The following is a 17,476-nucleotide window of genomic DNA, read 5'->3' as shown; positions in this document are numbered from 1 at the left end:
AATCCGGGATTCCTGTCCTCTTTCGAGGGAGACCGTCACCCGTAAGGATTAAATGTCGGAAAGTGCTGTCAGGCTTCCGCCCGAATCTGCCTACGGTCGCCACGTGACGAGCAGCAGGCTGGAGACCCCCACACACACCGCCGGCGCACACCGGGCGCACCGCCGCGAGGCCCGCCCCACCGCGCAGCGATCGTCCGCACGCCACGAGCCGTATCTCGACGGCCTGTTCACCTACTGCCTCTCCGTGCTCTGCGACCACGAGGCGGCCACCGAGGCGCTCGGCTCGGTCCTCGCGATCGCCGAACGGCAGGACGGCCGGTGCCCCGCGGCCGAGGAGGAACGTAAATCCTGGCTGTACGCCCTGGCCAGATGGACGTGCCTGCGCGCGCTCACCGAGCAGCGACGGGGCCGCCAGGCGCACCGGCGGGGGCCCGCCCCCCGGGGCGCCGCACCCCGCGAGGGCGTCCGCGCGCCCCGTACGCACACCCCCCAGGAGGAGGCCGGCTGTCCCGCGGAGTCCCCGGCCGCCGAGGCGCACCGGCGTGAACTCGCGCGGCTGGCCTGGCCCGAGGCCGCGGGCACCACCCCCGAGCAGCGCGAGGCGCTGGAGCTCGCCGTGCGCCACGGGCTCACCCCGCGCGCCGTCGCCGCCGTCCTCGGCCTCGACCCCGCCGGCGCCCGGGAGCTCCTGGCGGCGGGCGCCTGCGAGGTGGAGCGCACCCGCGCCGCCCTCGCCGTCGTGGAGACGGGCGACTGCCCCGCCGTCGCGCGGCTCACCGGTGCCCATCAGGTGCTGCTCTCGGCGGCCCTGCGCCGTGAGCTCGTCCGGCACGTCGACGACTGCCCCCGCTGCCGCCGCGCCGCCGAGCGGGCCGGCGCGGCCGGCCCCTGGCCCGGTGCGGCCGTCACCCCGGCCGCCGCCGCGCTGCCGGTCGTCGAAGCGCCCCGCCCCTCGGTGCGCGTCGCCCTGACGCACGCCCGGCGGTCCAGGTCCGGGGCCCCGCGCTTCGGGCGGACCGGCTTCCCGCTGGACCCCAAGGACCACGCCGCGCGCCGCGACCGGCTGCGCGCCCGGGTCCTGACGACGACGGTCGTGGCCACGGTCGTCGCCGCCCCGGTGATCGCCCTGTGGGCCGCCTACCGGGGCGCGCCGCTGACCGGCGAGGGCCGGGGCACCTCGGTCACGGCCTCCGACGTGGACGGCGAGTCCGGCACGGACGATCCGTACGACCACTACGAGAACGCGGGCAACGCCCGCCCCGAGGGCGACGACGGATTCGCGGACGACGGCCGCAGCCCGGACGTCTCCGCCGAGGTCGTCAGCGTCGGCGCCGGCCCGGACGGAGCGTCCTCGCTCGCGGTCTCGGCCCGCTCGTCCGGAGGCCGTACGACGATCACCCTGACCGCGACCGGCGACAGGACCGTCGTCTGGTCGGCCCGGGCGGACGCCCCGTGGCTCCGCCTCAGCCGTACGTCCGGCACGGTCGCCCCCGGCCGGAGCGTCACCCTCCATGTCCTCGTGGACCACGCGGCCGAGCCCCGGGGCCCGTGGAGCGCCCGTGTCCTGCTCACCCCGTCCGGGTCCGCGGTCGCGATCACCGGCCACGGCGCCGTGGTCCCGCGCCCCGGAAGTCCGCGGCCGTCCCCGGACCCGTCGTCCGGGACCCCGGACCCCACCCCGACGTCGCCGTCCCCGTCGACGGATCCCACCCCGGACCCCACCGATCCCACGGACCCCACGGATCCGACCGGGCCGCCGGACCCGACGCCCACGCCCACGGATCCGCCGACCGACCCCACCCCGTCACCGTCCGACGGCACCACCTCGCCCTCCCCGACCTCGGGTGCCACCGCGGAGCCCGGCGAGCCCTCCGGCCCTGCGGGCTGACATGAAGGAACGGCGCCCGGATGCACGGCGGAACGTTCGCGCGCCGCGCGCCCGGACGCCGTCGAGGAGGTCGAGGAGTCGCAGGGGCTGCCCCGGAGGGCGTGTCTCAGGCCGGGTCGGCCGGGTGCGGCGCCATCGGCAGCAGCGACGCCAGCCGCTGCTCGCACAGCTCGGTCAGCCGGTCGTAGGCCTCCTTGCCCATCAGTTCGATGAGCTCGGGACGGTACGACACGTAGACCGGCTCACCGGCCCCGTGCGCGGACGTCGCCGAGGTGCACCACCAGTGCAGGTCGTGCCCGCCCGGACCCCAGCCCCGCCGGTCGTACTCCCCGATGGAGATCTGGAGCACGCGCGTGTCGTCGGGCCGTTCGATCCAGTCGTACGTACGACGGACCGGCAGCTGCCAGCACACGTCGGGCTTGGTCTCCAGCGGCTCCTTGCCCTCCTTCAGGGCCAGGATGTGCAGGGAGCAGCCCATGCCGCCGGCGAACCCGGGGCGGTTCTGGAAGATGCAGGAGCCCTCCCAGCGCCGCGTCTGGCGCTCGCCGTCCTCGTCGACGCCGACCCAGCCGGTCTTGGTGCCGACGTCGTGGAACTGCCACAGCTCCGGTGTGAGCCGCGCCACGTGACCGGCCACCCGCTTCTCGTCGTCCTTGTCCGAGAAGTGGGCGCCCAGCGTGCAGCAGCCGTCGTCGGCGCGGCCCGCCTGGATCCCCTGGCATCCGCTGCCGAAGATGCAGTTCCACCTGGAGGTCAGCCAGGTCAGATCGCAGCGGAAGACCTGCTCGTCGTCGGCGGGGTCGGGGAATTCGACCCAGGCCCGCGCGAAGTCGAGCTCCTTCTCGTCGGGGCCGCCCGGCCCGGTCGCTTCCGGCTGCCGCATCTCCTGCTTCGTCTTCTGCTGCTTCTTCGTGGCTTTGTCCGGCTTCGCCTTTTTCGTCTTTGGCACGTGCCCAGAGTAAGCCGCAGTAGCGTTCCCGTATGAGACTCGGAGTCCTCGACGTGGGGTCGAACACGGTGCATCTGCTGGTGGTCGACGCCCATCCCGGCGCCCGCCCGCTGCCGGCCCACTCGCACAAGGCGGAACTACGGCTCGCCGAACTCCTCGACCGGGACGGGGCGATCGGCCCCGAGGGCGTCGACCGCCTCGTGACGACGGTCGCCGACGCCCTCCAGGCCGCCGAGGACAAGGGCTGCGAGGACGTGCTGGCCTTCGCCACCTCCGCCGTGCGTGACGCGGGCAACGCGGACGAGGTGCTGGCCCGGGTCCGGGACGAGACCGGGGTCGCGCTCGCCGTCCTCAGCGGCGAGGAGGAGGCCCGGCTGACCTTCCTGGCCGCCCGCCGCTGGTTCGGCTGGTCCGCGGGGAAGCTGCTGGTCCTCGACATCGGCGGCGGTTCGCTGGAGGTCGGCTACGGGATGGACGAGGAGCCCGACGCCGCTGTCTCGCTGCCCTTCGGCGCCGGCCGGCTCACCGCCGCCTGGCTGCCCGGTGACCCGCCGGACCCCACGGACGTACGCGCGCTGCGCCGCCATGTCCGCGCCGGCATCGCCCGTACGGTCGGCGAGTTCACCCGGCTGGGACCGCCCGACCACGTCGTGGGCACCTCCAAGACGTTCCGCCAGCTCGCCAGGATCACGGGCGCCGCCCGCTCCGCCGAGGGGCTCTACGTGCAGCGCGTCCTCACCCGCAAGGCCCTGGAGGAGTGGGTGCCCAAGCTGTCGACCATGACCGTCGAGCAGCGGGGGAACCTCCCCGGCGTCACCGAGGGGCGTGCCGCGCAGCTCCTGGCGGGGGCGCTCGTCGCCGAGGGCGCGATGGACCTGTTCGGGGTCGAGGAGCTGGAGATCTGCCCCTGGGCGCTGCGCGAGGGAGTCATTCTCCGCCGCCTCGACCACCTGCCCGCGGAGCAGGCGGCCCTGGCCTGACGCCCGCGGCCGCCCCGGTCCGGCCCCGTGGGCGCCCTCATGGGCCTTCTCACTTTCAGCCGGGCACCCTCGGACTCGCGTACCGCTGCCCGTACCCTGTCCACGTGGCAGAACCAGTGGTGCGCATCCCGGATGCGAAGGTCGCCCTGTCGACGGCTTCCGTCTATCCGGAGTCGACGGCGACGGCCTTCGAGATCGCGGCGCGCCTGGGCTACGACGGTGTCGAGGTCATGGTCTGGACCGACCCCGTCAGCCAGGACGTCGAGGCGCTGCAGCGGCTGTCGGACTATCACCAGGTCCCGATCCTGGCCGTGCACGCGCCCTGTCTCCTCATCACCCAGCGGGTCTGGTCGACCGACCCGTGGGTGAAGCTCCAGCGGGCGAGAGCCGCGGCCGAGAAGCTCGGCGCGTCGACGGTGGTCGTCCACCCGCCGTTCCGGTGGCAGCGCAACTACGCCCGCGACTTCGTCTCCGGCATCTGGCGCATGGCGGACGAGACCGACGTGCGCTTCGCCGTGGAGAACATGTACCCCTGGCGCTACCGGGACCGCGAGATGCTCGCGTACGCCCCCGCCTGGGACGTCAGCAACGACGACTACCGGCACTTCACCGTGGACCTCTCGCACACCTCGACCGCCCGCACCGACAGCCTGGCCATGGTGGACCGGATGGGCGACCGGCTCGCCCATGTCCACCTCGCCGACGGCAAGGGCTCCGGCAAGGACGAGCACCTGGTGCCCGGCCGGGGCGACCAGCCGTGCGCGGAACTGCTGGAGCGCCTGGCCCGTACGGGCTTCGACGGCCATGTGGTCATCGAGGTCAACACCCGCCGCGCCATGTCGTCGGCCGAACGCGAGGCCGACCTCGCGGAGGCGCTCGCCTTCACCCGGCTGCATCTGGCGTCGTCGGCGAGGACGCCCCGCACGTGACCCCCGGCGCCGAAGGCCCGGCCCCGCGGCGCAGGGGCCGGCCCTCCCGCACGGCGGCCACCGGCCCCGACGCCAGGACCCGGATCCTGGAGGCGGCCCGCACGGAGTTCGCCGAACGCGGCTACGACAAGACGTCGGTCCGGGGCATCGCCAGGGCCGCCGGTGTCGACGCCGCCCTGGTCCACCACTACTTCGGTACGAAGGACGAGGTCTTCGCCGCCGCCATCGAGCTCTCCTTCGAGCCCGCCCTCGTCCTGCCCCAGGTCCTCGGCGGCCCCGCGGACGGTCTGGGGGAGCGGCTGGCCCGGTACTTCATCGGCGTATGGGAGAACCCGGTGTCCCGGGCGCCCCTGCTGGCCATCCTGCGCTCCGCGCTCACCCACGAGGCGGCGGCGAAGGTGCTGCGCGGCTTCGTGCTGCGCCGGCTGCTGGAGCGGATCGCGGCGGAGCTGGACGTGCCCGACCCGACCTTCCGGGCCGAGCTGGCGGCCTCGCACATGATCGGTATCGCGATGCTGCGGTACGTCATCCGGGCCGAGCCGCTGGCCTCCACGGACCCCGAGAAGATCATCGGGATGGTGGCCCCCACGCTCCAGCGGTATCTGAGCGACGGGTGATCCCGGTCCGGCCCGTGTGACGGCTGTGCCGGTGACATCACAACGGTGTCGCGAGTCGGTACCGGACACCGGCCGTGGCCGGAATCTGAGGTTGGCTGTCCCGGATCAGGTGAGCCGGACGTACGGCGTGGACAAGGTGGGGGAGACGATCATGAGCGTGACGACCAGAGGCGGGCACGGGACGGACGTGCCGCGGGCGGACGGCGGGAGCGCCGCCGTCTCGCGCAGGCGGCTGCTGCGGCTGGCCGGTGCGGGGCTGGGCCTCGCGCTCGCGGGAGCGGTGACGACCGCGTGCGGACCCGAGGAGACCGACGCCTCCGGAGGTAACACCGGTGACCCGAAGCCGGGCGGCGCCGCGGGCGGGGACGCGTTCACGACTCCGCCCGCCGGGACCGCGCCGCGCGCCCTGTGGCAGGAGAAGACCGCGGTGGGCACCCTCGGCAACCACGAGGTGCTCGCCGTCGTGGGGGACGTGGTGCTGGTCGCCGGGGACCCCCTGGTGGGCCGGTCCCTCACCACCGGGAAGAAGCTCTGGTCGCTGAAGGACGCCGCCCAGCCGGGCGCGCGGCTGATCATGGGCGGGGACACGCTCTACCTGGGCAGCGGCACGTACGACGGCGACCTCGTGGGCCTCGACCCGGCCACCGGCAAGGAGACCTGGCGCAGCCGTCTGGAGGGGCGGTACGCGCAGCCCCGGCCCGTCGGCGCCGACACCGAACGCGTGTACGTGATCGCGGGCATCCTGGAGAAGGACCTCAGCTCCCGGACCAATGTGATCGCCGCCATCGACATCCGTACGGGCAAGGCGGTCTGGAGCGAGAAGCGGGACACCGGGACCGACGAGTCCGGCCTCACCTCCGCGGTGAGCGGCGAGCGCCTGGTCTACACCGACCTCCGCAAGAACCTGACCGTCCGCGACACCACGACCGGACGCCAGCTGTGGACGAAGAAGATCAGCAAGGCCAACTTCGAGCGGATCGCCGTCCACGAGGGAGCGGTGATCGTCTCCGACGGCCGCGACCTGCGCTCCTTCGCCCTGGACGACGGGACCGAGCGCTGGTCGTTGCGGACCGAGGAGTTCGACACGTTCAACGGGCCGACCGTCACCGACGGGGTGCTCTACGCCTCGGACAGCGCGCACTCCCTGTGGGCCGTCGACCCCGCGACGGGCAAGCAGCGGTGGCACAACACCGAGGACCTGCGCGAGGTCTCGGTCCCGCTCCAGTTCGCCAAGGTGGGGGACACCCTGTACGGGGCGACCGAGTTCGACAAGAACGGCGGCGTCCAGGCGTACGACGCGCGGGACGGGCGGCTCCGCTGGACCTTCAACGACGGCGGGGGCTCGCTGGAGCAGTGGTACGTGGTCCCCGGCGACGACAAGCGGCTGGCCGCACTGCATGCCGAACGGCTGTTCGCGCTCCCGGCGGTGTGAGCGAGGGCGGGGCCGCAGGGGGCCGGTGACGGCCCCCGCCCCGCCCACCCGTTGAGCATCACATCCCGCATTCCGGACACCGTGTCCAGATCTTGGCACGGGAGGCGTACGCTCGGAGACAGTCTTTTCTGTCGAAGGAGCGAGAGACGATGCCCCAGCTGAGGTCCCGCACTGTCACCCACGGCCGCAACATGGCGGGCGCCCGCGCCCTTATGCGGGCGTCCGGCGTAGCCAGTGAGGACATCGGTAAGCCGATCATCGCGGTCGCCAACTCCTTCACCGAGTTCGTCCCGGGCCACACGCACCTCGCCCCGGTCGGCCGGATCGTCTCCGAGGCGATCAAGGCCGCGGGCGCGGTGCCCCGTGAGTTCAACACCATCGCGGTGGACGACGGCATCGCCATGGGCCACGGCGGCATGCTCTACAGCCTGCCCTCCCGCGACCTCATCGCGGACAGCGTCGAGTACATGGTCGAGGCCCACTGCGCCGACGCCCTGATCTGCATCTCCAACTGCGACAAGATCACCCCCGGGATGCTGATGGCCGCCCTGCGCCTCAACATCCCCACGGTCTTCGTCTCCGGCGGCCCGATGGAGGCCGGCAAGACCACCCTCGTCGACGGCACGGTCCGCACCCTCGACCTCGTCGACGCGATCTCGGACGCCGTCAACGACAAGATCTCCGACGCGGACATCCTCCGCATCGAGGAGAACGCCTGCCCGACCTGCGGCAGCTGTTCCGGCATGTTCACCGCCAACTCGATGAACTGCCTCGCCGAGGCCATCGGCCTGGCGCTGCCGGGCAACGGCTCGGTCCTCGCCACCCACACCGCCCGCAAGGCGCTGTACGAGAACGCCGCCCGCACGGTCGTCGAGATCACCGAGCGCCACTACGGCGAGGACGACCACTCCGTCCTGCCCCGCAACATCGCCACCCGCGAGGCCTTCGAGAACGCCATGGCCCTCGACATCGCCATGGGCGGCTCCACCAACACGATCCTCCACCTGCTGGCCGCCGCCCAGGAGGCCGAACTCGACTTCGGCCTGGCCGAGATGGACGAGATCTCCCGGCGGGTCCCCTGCCTCGCGAAGGTCGCCCCCAACGTGGCCCCCGGCGGGACGTACTACATGGAGGACGTGCACCGCGCGGGCGGGGTCCCCGCCATCCTCGGCGAGCTGCACCGGGGAGGCCTGCTCAACGAGAACGTCCACAGCGTGCACGCGGCCTCCCTCGACGAGTGGCTCAAGACGTGGGACGTGCGCGGGGGTTCGCCCTCCGCCGAGTCGCTGGACCTCTGGTACGCGGCGCCCGGCTGCAAGCGCTCGGCGACCGCCTTCTCCCAGTCGGAGCGCTGGGACAGCCTCGACACGGACGCGGAGGGCGGCTGCATCCACTCGGTCGAGCACGCCTACTCCAAGGACGGCGGGCTCGCGGTCCTCAAGGGCAACCTGGCCGTCGACGGCTGCGTCGTGAAGACGGCCGGCGTCGACGAGTCGATCTGGACCTTCGAGGGACCGGCCGTCGTCTGCGAGTCGCAGGAGGACGCCGTCGACAAGATCCTCCGCAAGGAGATCAAGGAGGGCGACGTCGTCGTCATCCGCTACGAGGGCCCCAAGGGCGGCCCCGGCATGCAGGAGATGCTCTACCCGACGTCGTTCCTGAAGGGCCGCGGCCTCGGCAAGAGCTGCGCGCTCGTCACCGACGGCCGCTTCTCCGGCGGCACCTCGGGCCTGTCCATCGGCCATGCCTCCCCCGAGGCGGCGTCCGGCGGCACCATCGCCCTGGTCAGGGACGGCGACCGGATCGCGATCGACATCCCGAACCGCACGATCGAGCTCCTGGTGTCCGACGAGGAGCTGGCCACCCGGCGCGAGGCACTGAACGGCGTGTACGCGCCCAAGAACCGCGACCGCAAGGTCTCCCAGGCGCTGCGCGCCTACGCGGCGATGGCGACCAGCGCGGACAAGGGCGCGGTCCGCGACGTCTCCAAGCTCGGCTGACCCGGCGTCTCCCCGTACGGCCCCGTCCCTGGTCTCACCAGTGGGCGGGGTCGTCCGCGTCCACCGCGAAGACGGACCCGTCGGGCGCGGTGCCGACGACGCTCCGGCCCAGGACGACGGGCGAGGGCAGCGACGACGCGTGGCTGAGCTTTCCCTCCCGCAGCCGGGGACGCGTCTGGCCGAGCAGCGTCCCGTGCTCCGTGTCGACGGCGAGCAGCCGCCCGTCGGCCGCCGAGAGGTACAGCCGCCCGCCCGCCCCGACGACCGGGGCCGAGGTCGTGCTGACCGCCGTCTCCAGCCGCCACCGCTCGGCCGGCGCGGCCCCCGGACGTACGTCGACGGCCAGCAGCGTGCCGCCGCGCTCCAGGAGCAGGGCGGTGTCGCCGTCCACCACGGTCTCCGGCCCGTTCATCCGGAAGGGCAGCGGGATCCGGGTCGCCCGCTGCGGCCCGGGGTCGTAGCGGACGAGCCCGGTGGTCTGCGCCTTCTGGTTCATCGAGGCCAGCAGGAGCGCCCCGCCCGATGTCCCGGCGGGGGTGAGCATCCCGTCCAGCCTGCGCTGCCAGGCCGTCCTCCCGGTGCTCGCCTCGACGGCCGTGACCAGGGTGGTCGTCCCCTGTGCCGAGCTCTCGAAGGCGTACGCGAGCCCGGTCGCCGGCTCGTACAGCGCGAAGCCCGGGCTCACATGTCCCGGGACGGCGCGCTGCCACCGGGAGGTGCCGGTCGCCGCGTCGAGGGCCTGGAGCGTCCCGTCCCGGCGGACCACCAGCAGGCTGTCGCCCGCCGCGAAGGGGGAGTCGAGGTACGCGGAGAGGTCCTTGTGCCAGAGCTCCGTGCCCTCGCCGGTGGAGTACGCCCGGACCTCGCCGCCCGCCACGACGGTGTAGGCCGCGCTCCCGGACACCGCGCCCGCGGGCCCGGGGCCGCCGGAACCCTCCGACGAGCCGCCCCGCCGCGACCAGACCGGACGGCCGTCCGAGGGGTCAAGGCGGACGGTGCCGGAGTCGGCGGAGACGCAGTACAGCGCGGGTCGCGTACCGGCCGCCCCCGGGGAGCAGGACGGTGTCGAGCCGCCCTTCGCCGCCAGAGGCGTCCGCCAGGGTGTGAAGGCCGCCGCGCTCTTCCTCTGCGCGGGCTCCGGCTCCGGCGCGCCGGAGCCGCCCCACGCTCCGGCCGCCCAGATGCCCCCGGCCACCAGCATCACCGCCACCGCGACGGCAGCGAGCCGGCGGCGGCGCTTCACCGCCCCGGCGCCGGACGGCAGCCCGTCGGCCGCCCGTACATGCGTGGGCTCCTCGTCCGCGTCCCCCGCGTGCCCCTCCGCCTTCCGGTCCGGCACCACGGACTCCACCGCGACCGGCTTGCGCTGGACGGGAATGAAGGCGGCCGCCTCGTACGACGGAGGGTGCAGCGCCGCCATGATCTCGTCGGGGGTGGGGCGGTCCCCGGGGCCCTTGGCGAGGCACCGCCCGACCAGGGGCGCCAGATCCGGCGGCACCCCGGCCAGGTCCGCCTCGTCGTGCACCACCTGGTAGGCCACGAGGTACGGGCTGTCCGAGTCGAAGGGGCCCCGCCCGGTCGCCGCGTGCACCAGCACCGCCCCGAGCGCGAACACGTCCGCCGCCGGTCCGACCTCGCGGGGCCGCTGGAACTGCTCGGGCGCCATGTAGGGCGGTGAGCCGATCAGCTTCCCCGTCTCCGTACGGAGATCACTGTCGTACGGCCGGGAGATCCCGAAGTCGATGACCTTGGGCCCGGTGTCGGGCAGCAGCACATTGCTCGGCTTGAGGTCCCGGTGGATCACACCGGCGCGGTGGATGTCGCGCAGCGCCTCGGCGAGCCCGGCCGTGAGCCTGCGCAGCTCGGCCGGGCTCATCGGCCCGTTCCGCTTCACCTGCGCGGCGAGCGTCGGGCCGGGGACGTACAGGGTGGCCATCCAGGGCAGCTCGGCCGCCGGATCGGCGTCCACGACCGGTGCGGTGAACGCTCCGCTGACCCGCCGGGCGGCCGCGACCTCCTGCCGGAAACGCGCCCTGAACTCGGGGTCGGCGGCGTGCTGGCGGTGCACCACCTTCACCGCGAGCTGCAGCCCCGAGGCGGAGCGCGCCAGGTGGACGACACCCATGCCGCCCGCTCCGAGACATGCCTCCAGCCGATACTGCCCGGCGTACTCAGGATGCTCCGCTTCCGGATGTGAACCGGTCCCTCGCAGCGGCGGCATCGCCCACCCCCGTGTGTTCGTGCGCAAGCGCGACGCACGGAGCCTAGTCGATGGTGCGTGCGAGGAGCGTGGGGCTTGTTAGCCTGCGCGTCACATCGCATCGCTTTCAACGGGGGAGGCACTCATGGGTGTTGAGGAGAACAGCTCCGGCACGGTGACCACGGACGTCGCGGACGTCACGGGCACCACGGACACGGTCACGGCCACGGCCGAAGCGGTCGTCGCGGAGGAGGTGACGACGCTCGCCGCGGGCACCGTCGTCTACCCGATCGCTCCCGGCTACCGCGTCAACGTCCGCAGGGGGCCCGGCACGCAGTACGGGATCGTCCGGACGCTGCCGTACGGGATGAGCGTCCCGGTCTACTGCCAGAAGCCGGGGGAGCGGGTCACCGGCCCGTACGGCACGTCGAACATCTGGGACAACATCGCCAACGGCCAGTTCGTGGCGGACGCCTATGTCCACACGGGCAGTGACGGCTACATCGCACCGCGCTGCGACTGACGGAAGCAGCACGCGGCCGGGGATAATCGATTCCGTGAGCGAGAACAGCGAAGCCTCCGGAACGCCCTCGGCCGTGCCTCCGGGCTCCACCGCACCAGGGCCGCGGCCCGAACCCCTCCGTCTCTTCGGTACGACCTGGGTCGACCACGACGGGGGGTACGGGCTGCGGCGCGTGGGCGCCACCGTCGGCTCGCTCGCCGCGGCCGTCGCTGCGTGCTTCGTCCTGCGCTTCGCCTACCAGGGTCTGGAGATCGCCGAGGTCGGCAGCCTCGTCGGGACCCTGGTGGTGCTGATGTTCGCGGTCTGCAGCGCCATCGCCTTCCGCAAGACCTGGGAGGGCTTCACCCGCCGTCCTGCGGACCCGGCCCACGAGGACCGGCTGCGCGGCCTCAAGTCGATCGGCTTCATCGGCTCGCTGCTCGCCTACTTCGTCCGCTCCTTCGTGGAGGCTCCGGGGGAGAAGCTGCGTCGTACGGAGTACGAGACGGCGCTCGCCCGGTACGCGAAGCGCCGCTCCTCGCGGACGGGCAACCCGGCGGCCCGTAAGGGAGCCAAGGGGAAGCGCTCCGGGCGCGGGTAAAGCGCGGTATTTCCCGGCCCGCGCGCGCCGGAGCGCGTGCACGATGAACGCATGACCGCTTCCACGTCCCGCGCCCTCTCGTTCGACAGCGCCGCCGCCCAGTACGCCGCCGCGCGCCCCGGCTACCCGCCCGCCCTCCTGGACACCGTCGAGGAGCTGTCCGGCCGCCCCCTGAGGGGAGCCCGTGCCGTCGACGTCGGAGCGGGGACGGGCATCGCCACCCGGCTGCTGCACGAGCGGGGATCCCTGGTCACCGCCGTCGAGCCGGGCCCCGGCATGGCGGCGGAGCTGCACCGGTCCCTGCCCTCCGTCCCCGTGGTCCGGGGCGACGGCAACCGCCTCCCCCTGGCCACCGGGTCGGCCGACCTGATCACCTACGCCCAGTCCTGGCACTGGACCGATCCGGACCTGGCGCTCCCCGAGGCGCGCCGGGTCCTCCGCGCCGGCGGGGCGCTGGCGCTCTGGTGGAACGTCTCCGACCACTCCGCCGACTGGATCGCCGGCCAGGACACCCGGCTGCGCCGCCACCTCGGCGCGGGCGGCGGCGCCCACGGGACCCCGGTCGGCGGCGGTTCGCGGAACCTCCCGCAACTGTCCGGCGGCGACTTCGCGACACGGCTGGTGCCGTGGTCCCGGACGGTGCCGGTCGACCTGCATCTCGCCAACCTCGCCACCCACTCCGCCTTCCTCATGCTCGGCGCGGCCGGTGAGCAGTCCACCCGCCGGTTCATGGACGAGGAGCGCGCGCATCTGACCGCCGAGTTCCCCGACGGCATGGTCGAGGAGCGCTACGTGGTCGAGCTCGCCGTGCTGCTCCCCTGACCGCTGTGGCCGACTGACCGCCCCGGAACCGCCGACCGCTCTGACTGGCCGCCCCGGAGGCGCCGTCCGCGCCGGAACCGCCGCTGCCGGAGGTGCCGCGTCCCTTGACTCGGCCCCTCCGGCAGGACCAATATTCATCACATGATGAATTCTCTGCGTCCTACCCACGCGGGGGCCGTCGAGGCACACGCCCTCACCGTCGTACGAGGAGACCGCACCGTCCTGCGCGGCCTCGGCTTCACGGTCGAGCCGGGCAGGATCACCGGCCTCCTCGGCCCGTCCGGCTGCGGCAAGTCCACGCTGATGCGCGCTGTCGTCGGCACCCAGGCCAAGGTCACGGGAACCCTCGACGTCCTCGGCCACCCGGCCGGCCACCCGTCCCTGCGGGCCCGCGTCGGCTACGTCACCCAGGCACCGTCGGTCTACTCGGACCTCACCGTGCGGCAGAACCTGGACTATTTCGCGGCCGTGCTCCGGCCCGGCCGCGCCCGCCGGGCCGACCGCGAGGAGGCCGTCACCCGCGCCATCGGCGACGTCGACCTCACCAGCCACGCCGACTCCCTCGCCGGCACCCTCTCCGGCGGCCAGCTCAGCCGCGTCTCGCTCGCCGTCGCCCTGCTCGGCACCCCCGAGCTGCTGGTGCTCGACGAGCCGACCGTCGGCCTCGACCCCGTACTCCGCCGCGACCTGTGGGACCTCTTCCACTCCCTCGCCGCCGACCGGGGCACCACGATCCTGGTCTCCTCCCACGTCATGGACGAGGCCGAACGCTGCCACCGGCTGCTGCTCATGCGCGAGGGCTCGGTCCTCGCCGACGACACCCCCGACGCCCTCCGCACCCGTACCGGCTCCGCCACCGTCGAGGAGGCCTTCCTCCACCTCGTGGACGAGGCCGCCGCGGACGAGGCCACCGCCCGCCAGGAGACGACCCCATGAGCACCGACGCCCCCGCACTCTCCCCGGCCCGGACCCTCGCCACCGCCGGCCGTGTCCTGCGCCAGCTCCGCCACGACCCCCGCACGATCGCGCTCCTGCTGATCGTCCCGGTCCTGATGATCACGCTGCTGCGCTACGTCTTCGACGCCACCCCGGAGACCTTCGACGCCATCGGCGCCTCGCTGCTCGGCATCTTCCCGCTGATCACGATGTTCCTGGTGACCTCGATCGCCACCCTCCGCGAACGCACCTCGGGCACCCTCGAACGCCTCCTCGCCCTGCCGCTGGGCAAGGGCGACCTGATCGCCGGCTACGCGCTGGCCTTCGGCGCCGTCGCCGTCGCCCAGTCGCTCCTGGCCACCGCGATGTCCGTCTGGGTCCTCGGGCTGGACGTCGTCGGATCCCCCTGGCTGCTGCTCCTGGTCGCCCTGCTCGACGCGCTCCTCGGCACCGCGCTCGGCCTGTTCGTCTCGGCCTTCGCCGCATCGGAGTTCCAGGCCGTCCAGTTCATGCCCGCCGTGATCTTCCCGCAGCTGCTGCTCTGCGGACTGTTCACCCCACGCGACCGGATGCACCCCGTCCTCGAAGCCATCTCCGACGTCCTGCCCATGTCGTACGCCGTCGACGGGATGAACCAGGTCCTCACCCACACCGACGTCACCGCCGACTTCTACCGCGACATCCTGATCGTCGCCGGCAGCGCCCTGCTCGTCCTCTGCCTGGGCGCCGCCACCCTCCGCCGCCGCACCACCTGACGGCGCGGTGCGAGGATGGGCGACGACGATCAGCGCCGCGTACCGCGCACCGCCACCCGGAGGATGAACCGCATGACCCAGACAGTCGCAGTCCTCGGTACAGGAAAGATCGGCGAGGCCCTGCTCAGCGGCATGATCCGGGCCGGCTGGCGCGCCGGTGACCTGCTGGTGACCACCCGCCGCGCCGAGCGTGCCGAGAAGCTCCGCGCCCGCTACGGCGTCGAGGCCGTCACCAACGCCGAGGCCGCCAAGAGCGCCGACATCCTCATCCTGGCGGTCAAGCCCCAGGACATGGGCAGGCTCCTCGACGAGCTGGCCCCGCACGTCACCGCCGACCGCCTCGTCATCAGCGCCGCCGCCGGCATCACCACCGGCTTCATCGAGGAGCGCCTCACCGCGGGCACCCCGGTCGTACGCGTCATGCCCAACACCCCCGTCCTGGTGGACGAGGGCATGTCCGTCATCTCCGCGGGCAGCCACGCCACGGCCGAGCACCTCGACCACGCCGAGTCGATCTTCGGCGGCGTCGGCAAGACCCTCCGGGTCCCCGAGTCCCAGCAGGACGCGGCCACCGCGCTCTCCGGCTCGGGCCCCGCGTACTTCTACTTCCTCGTCGAGGCGATGACCGACGCCGGCATCCTGCTCGGCCTGCCCCGCGCCCAGGCCCACGACCTGATCGTCCAGGCCGCCATCGGCGCGGCGGTCATGCTCCGGGACAGCGGCGAACACCCGGTCAAGCTCCGCGAGGCCGTCACCAGCCCGGCCGGCACCACCATCAGCGCCATCCGGGAGCTGGAGAACCACGGCGTACGGGCTGCCCTCATCGCCGCACTCGAAGCCGCCCGGGACCGCAGCCGCGAGCTGGCGACCGGCAACGGCTGACCGGCGGAGCACGGACCGGCGGTTTACGCCCGGCCTGCGGGAGCCCGCCCGCAGGCAGGGCGGGCCCCGGTCTACTTCACCGCGGCCACCAGCTCCTCGCTGCGCACCACCCGCGCGAACCCACCGTCGTGCAACGTCACGGCGGTGGCCCGCGACAGCTCCTGCGCGCTCAGCTTCCAGCCCCACGGCCCCACCGCGTCGAAGGTGTACGTCGCGTCGAGCGGGAAGAACACCTCGTACCCGAGGTTGCCGCCCATCCGGGCCGTCGTCTCCGCGCACATATTGGTCTGGATCCCGGCCACCACGATCTGCCGCACCCCGGCCTCCCGTAGCCAGGCATCCAGATCGGGAGTCCCGTAGAAGGCGGAGTTCACCGACTTCGTCACGAACAGCTCCGGCCCCCGGCCCTTTCCGCGCCGCTCCTCGACGTACGCCTTGAACGCGTTCCCCGCGTATCCCTCCCGCAGCGGCGAATCCGGCTTGGGCGAGTCGTGCCGTACGAACGCAACGGGCCGGCCGCTCTCCTGCCAGGCTTCGATCAGCCGCGCGATGTTGCGATCCGCGTCCGGGTTGTCACGTGGCCCCCAGTACGCCTCCTCCTCGAACCCCTCCTGCACGTCGACGACCACCAGTGCCGCGTTCTCCGCGATCTCCCACTCCATCTCCATGCGCACCACTCTCCCTCCGGGGACGGCCCGCTCCCAGAAGCGGGAAAGCCATCGACCGATGCTTTACTGCCACCCATGACCGCACCACCGAACCGCCCCGGCCGCATCGCCCTGGTCGCCTTCCCCGGTGTCCGTGCCTTCGACGTCTCGGTGATCACGGAGGTCTGGGGGGTGGACCGCACCGACCGTGGGGTGCCCGCCTTCGAGCTACGGCGCGTGGCGGGCGACCCGGCCCCCGTCCAGCTCAGGGGCGGCCTGTCCCTCACCCCCGACCGCACCCTTGCCTGGCTGGCCCGCGCGGACCTGATCGTCGTCCCGGGACTCGACGACCACCTGACACCCGCACCCGGACCGGTGCTCGACGCCCTGCGCCACGCCCACACCCGGGGCACGCCGCTCGCGGCGCTCTGCGGCGGTGCCTTCACCCTCGCCCAGGCCGGACTCCTGGACGGCCGCAGGGCCGTCACCCACTGGAACCTCACCGAGCTCCTCAAGCAACGGCACCCCCGGGTGACCGTGATGAGGGACGCCCTCTTCCTGCACGAGGACAACATCTGGACCTCGGCAGGCACCGCGGCCGGCATCGACCTCTGTCTGCACCTGGTGCGGACGACGTACGGAGCCGAGGCCGCGGCCACGATCGCGCGTTCGATGGTCACCGCTCCGTTCCGCACCGGGACCCAGGCGCAGTTCATCGAGCACCCCACGCCCCGCGCCGACCGTGACGCGGACGCCCTGGCGGAGGCCCGCGCCCATGCGATGGCCCATCTGGCGGGACCGCACACGGTGTCAGGGCTCGCCGCCCGCGCCGGCATGTCCGCCCGCACCTTCGCCCGCCGCTTCCAGGCCACCACCGGTACGACGCCGATGCGCTGGCTGATCACGCAGCGCATCGCCGCAGCCCAGAAGCTCCTGGAGCGCACCGACCTGCCGGTCCCCGAGGTGGCACGGCGCGCGGGGTTCGGGAGCGAGGTGACGATGCGCCAGCACTTCGCGACACACCTGTCCACCAGCCCGCGCGACTACAGGCTGGCCTTCCACGACAAGGGCGGCGAGGAGGTGGGTTGACACACCCTGACCAGGTCCGTAGTGTGCTCCGAGTTGTCCGACGTGAGCGCCGACCCCGGTCGGTCCCCGGACAGCCATTCCGCAGTGAACACTCGAAACGACCGACATCTGTCGTGCGTTTTTGCGTGCACACGTGCGAAATGAGGAATCAGCGTTCGAAGGTGCCCCGATTAGCGTCGGAGCCAGGGATTCCGCTAAAGTCTCACTCGTCGGAACGGCCCAAGGGCCCGGAAGACAAACCCCGCTG

The 17,476-nt window shown here is 73.0% G+C and carries 16 protein-coding genes; 13 read left to right on the top strand and 3 right to left on the bottom strand.

Translation table 11 applies throughout. The annotated features are described in order from the left end of the window. The first annotated feature begins 103 nt into the window (after window positions 1-103). Entirely contained in the window at window positions 104-1,888 is a 1,785-nt protein-coding gene (locus JKV81_RS18880) for a BACON domain-containing protein (RefSeq protein WP_443742743.1), read from the top strand. Between the two features lie 106 nt (window positions 1,889-1,994). Here JKV81_RS18880 and JKV81_RS18875 read toward each other — a convergent pair whose 3' ends face one another. Then, window positions 1,995-2,837, bottom strand: a complete 843-nt coding sequence (locus JKV81_RS18875) for a DUF3109 family protein (RefSeq protein WP_099173613.1) — start codon at window positions 2,835-2,837, stop codon at window positions 1,995-1,997. A 32-nt stretch (window positions 2,838-2,869) separates the two neighbouring features. On the opposite strand from JKV81_RS18875, the gene JKV81_RS18870 reads away from it, so the two are divergent. The 5 genes from JKV81_RS18870 to ilvD all read left to right on the top strand — a co-directional run bounded on the left by JKV81_RS18870 (window position 2,870) and on the right by ilvD (window position 8,795). Beyond that, the gene (locus JKV81_RS18870) at window positions 2,870-3,817 is read left to right on the top strand and encodes a Ppx/GppA family phosphatase (protein ID WP_129264231.1); all 948 of its coding nucleotides are present in this window, start codon (window positions 2,870-2,872) and stop codon (window positions 3,815-3,817) included. A 119-nt stretch (window positions 3,818-3,936) separates the two neighbouring features. Next, window positions 3,937-4,746: a sugar phosphate isomerase/epimerase family protein gene (locus tag JKV81_RS18865; protein WP_372444201.1), complete on the top strand. Its 810-nt coding sequence runs from the start codon at window positions 3,937-3,939 to the stop codon at window positions 4,744-4,746. Further along, complete coding sequence (locus JKV81_RS18860) at window positions 4,743-5,363, top strand: TetR/AcrR family transcriptional regulator (protein ID WP_202076883.1); 621 nt, start codon at window positions 4,743-4,745, stop codon at window positions 5,361-5,363. The genes JKV81_RS18865 and JKV81_RS18860 overlap by 4 nt, the downstream gene beginning before the upstream one ends. A gap of 151 nt (window positions 5,364-5,514) precedes the next feature. Continuing rightward, the gene (locus JKV81_RS18855) at window positions 5,515-6,795 is read left to right on the top strand and encodes a PQQ-binding-like beta-propeller repeat protein (protein WP_202076881.1); all 1,281 of its coding nucleotides are present in this window, start codon (window positions 5,515-5,517) and stop codon (window positions 6,793-6,795) included. Between the two features lie 149 nt (window positions 6,796-6,944). After that, window positions 6,945-8,795 carry a dihydroxy-acid dehydratase gene (gene ilvD, locus JKV81_RS18850; protein WP_202076880.1) on the top strand — a complete coding sequence of 617 codons (1,851 nt, stop codon included), beginning with the start codon at window positions 6,945-6,947 and terminating at the stop codon, window positions 8,793-8,795. A gap of 34 nt (window positions 8,796-8,829) precedes the next feature. Here ilvD and JKV81_RS18845 read toward each other — a convergent pair whose 3' ends face one another. Then, entirely contained in the window at window positions 8,830-11,016 is a 2,187-nt protein-coding gene (locus JKV81_RS18845; protein WP_202076913.1) for a protein kinase domain-containing protein, read from the bottom strand. 124 nt (window positions 11,017-11,140) lie between these two features. Here JKV81_RS18845 and JKV81_RS18840 point away from each other — a divergent pair, with 124 nt between their 5' ends. The 6 genes from JKV81_RS18840 to proC all read left to right on the top strand — a co-directional run bounded on the left by JKV81_RS18840 (window position 11,141) and on the right by proC (window position 15,493). Beyond that, the gene (locus tag JKV81_RS18840; protein WP_129264224.1) at window positions 11,141-11,518 is read left to right on the top strand and encodes an SH3 domain-containing protein; all 378 of its coding nucleotides are present in this window, start codon (window positions 11,141-11,143) and stop codon (window positions 11,516-11,518) included. A 34-nt stretch (window positions 11,519-11,552) separates the two neighbouring features. Further along, window positions 11,553-12,098, top strand: a complete 546-nt coding sequence (locus tag JKV81_RS18835; RefSeq protein WP_129264222.1) for a hypothetical protein — start codon at window positions 11,553-11,555, stop codon at window positions 12,096-12,098. A gap of 51 nt (window positions 12,099-12,149) precedes the next feature. Next, window positions 12,150-12,920 carry a class I SAM-dependent methyltransferase gene (locus tag JKV81_RS18830; protein WP_129264220.1) on the top strand — a complete coding sequence of 257 codons (771 nt, stop codon included), beginning with the start codon at window positions 12,150-12,152 and terminating at the stop codon, window positions 12,918-12,920. Between the two features lie 141 nt (window positions 12,921-13,061). After that, window positions 13,062-13,856 carry an ABC transporter ATP-binding protein gene (locus JKV81_RS18825; protein WP_129264218.1) on the top strand — a complete coding sequence of 265 codons (795 nt, stop codon included), beginning with the start codon at window positions 13,062-13,064 and terminating at the stop codon, window positions 13,854-13,856. Then, window positions 13,853-14,611: an ABC transporter permease gene (locus JKV81_RS18820; protein ID WP_129264216.1), complete on the top strand. Its 759-nt coding sequence runs from the start codon at window positions 13,853-13,855 to the stop codon at window positions 14,609-14,611. Before JKV81_RS18825 ends, JKV81_RS18820 begins: the two co-directional genes overlap by 4 nt. Window positions 14,612-14,683: 72 nt before the next feature. Further along, window positions 14,684-15,493 (top strand): pyrroline-5-carboxylate reductase, encoded by an 810-nt coding sequence (proC, locus tag JKV81_RS18815; protein ID WP_099173675.1) that lies wholly within the window; start codon window positions 14,684-14,686, stop codon window positions 15,491-15,493. A 71-nt stretch (window positions 15,494-15,564) separates the two neighbouring features. Here proC and JKV81_RS18810 read toward each other — a convergent pair whose 3' ends face one another. Then, window positions 15,565-16,155, bottom strand: a complete 591-nt coding sequence (locus tag JKV81_RS18810; RefSeq protein ID WP_129267033.1) for a cysteine hydrolase family protein — start codon at window positions 16,153-16,155, stop codon at window positions 15,565-15,567. Between the two features lie 81 nt (window positions 16,156-16,236). Here JKV81_RS18810 and JKV81_RS18805 point away from each other — a divergent pair, with 81 nt between their 5' ends. Beyond that, window positions 16,237-17,229: a GlxA family transcriptional regulator gene (locus JKV81_RS18805; protein ID WP_202076878.1), complete on the top strand. Its 993-nt coding sequence runs from the start codon at window positions 16,237-16,239 to the stop codon at window positions 17,227-17,229. Window positions 17,230-17,476 lie beyond the last annotated feature (247 nt).

The sequence above is a fragment of the Streptomyces silvae genome, from assembly GCF_016745505.1.
GTDB lineage: Bacteria > Actinomycetota > Actinomycetes > Streptomycetales > Streptomycetaceae > Streptomyces > Streptomyces silvae.
This window is presented reverse-complemented; position numbering and strand designations above follow the sequence as displayed.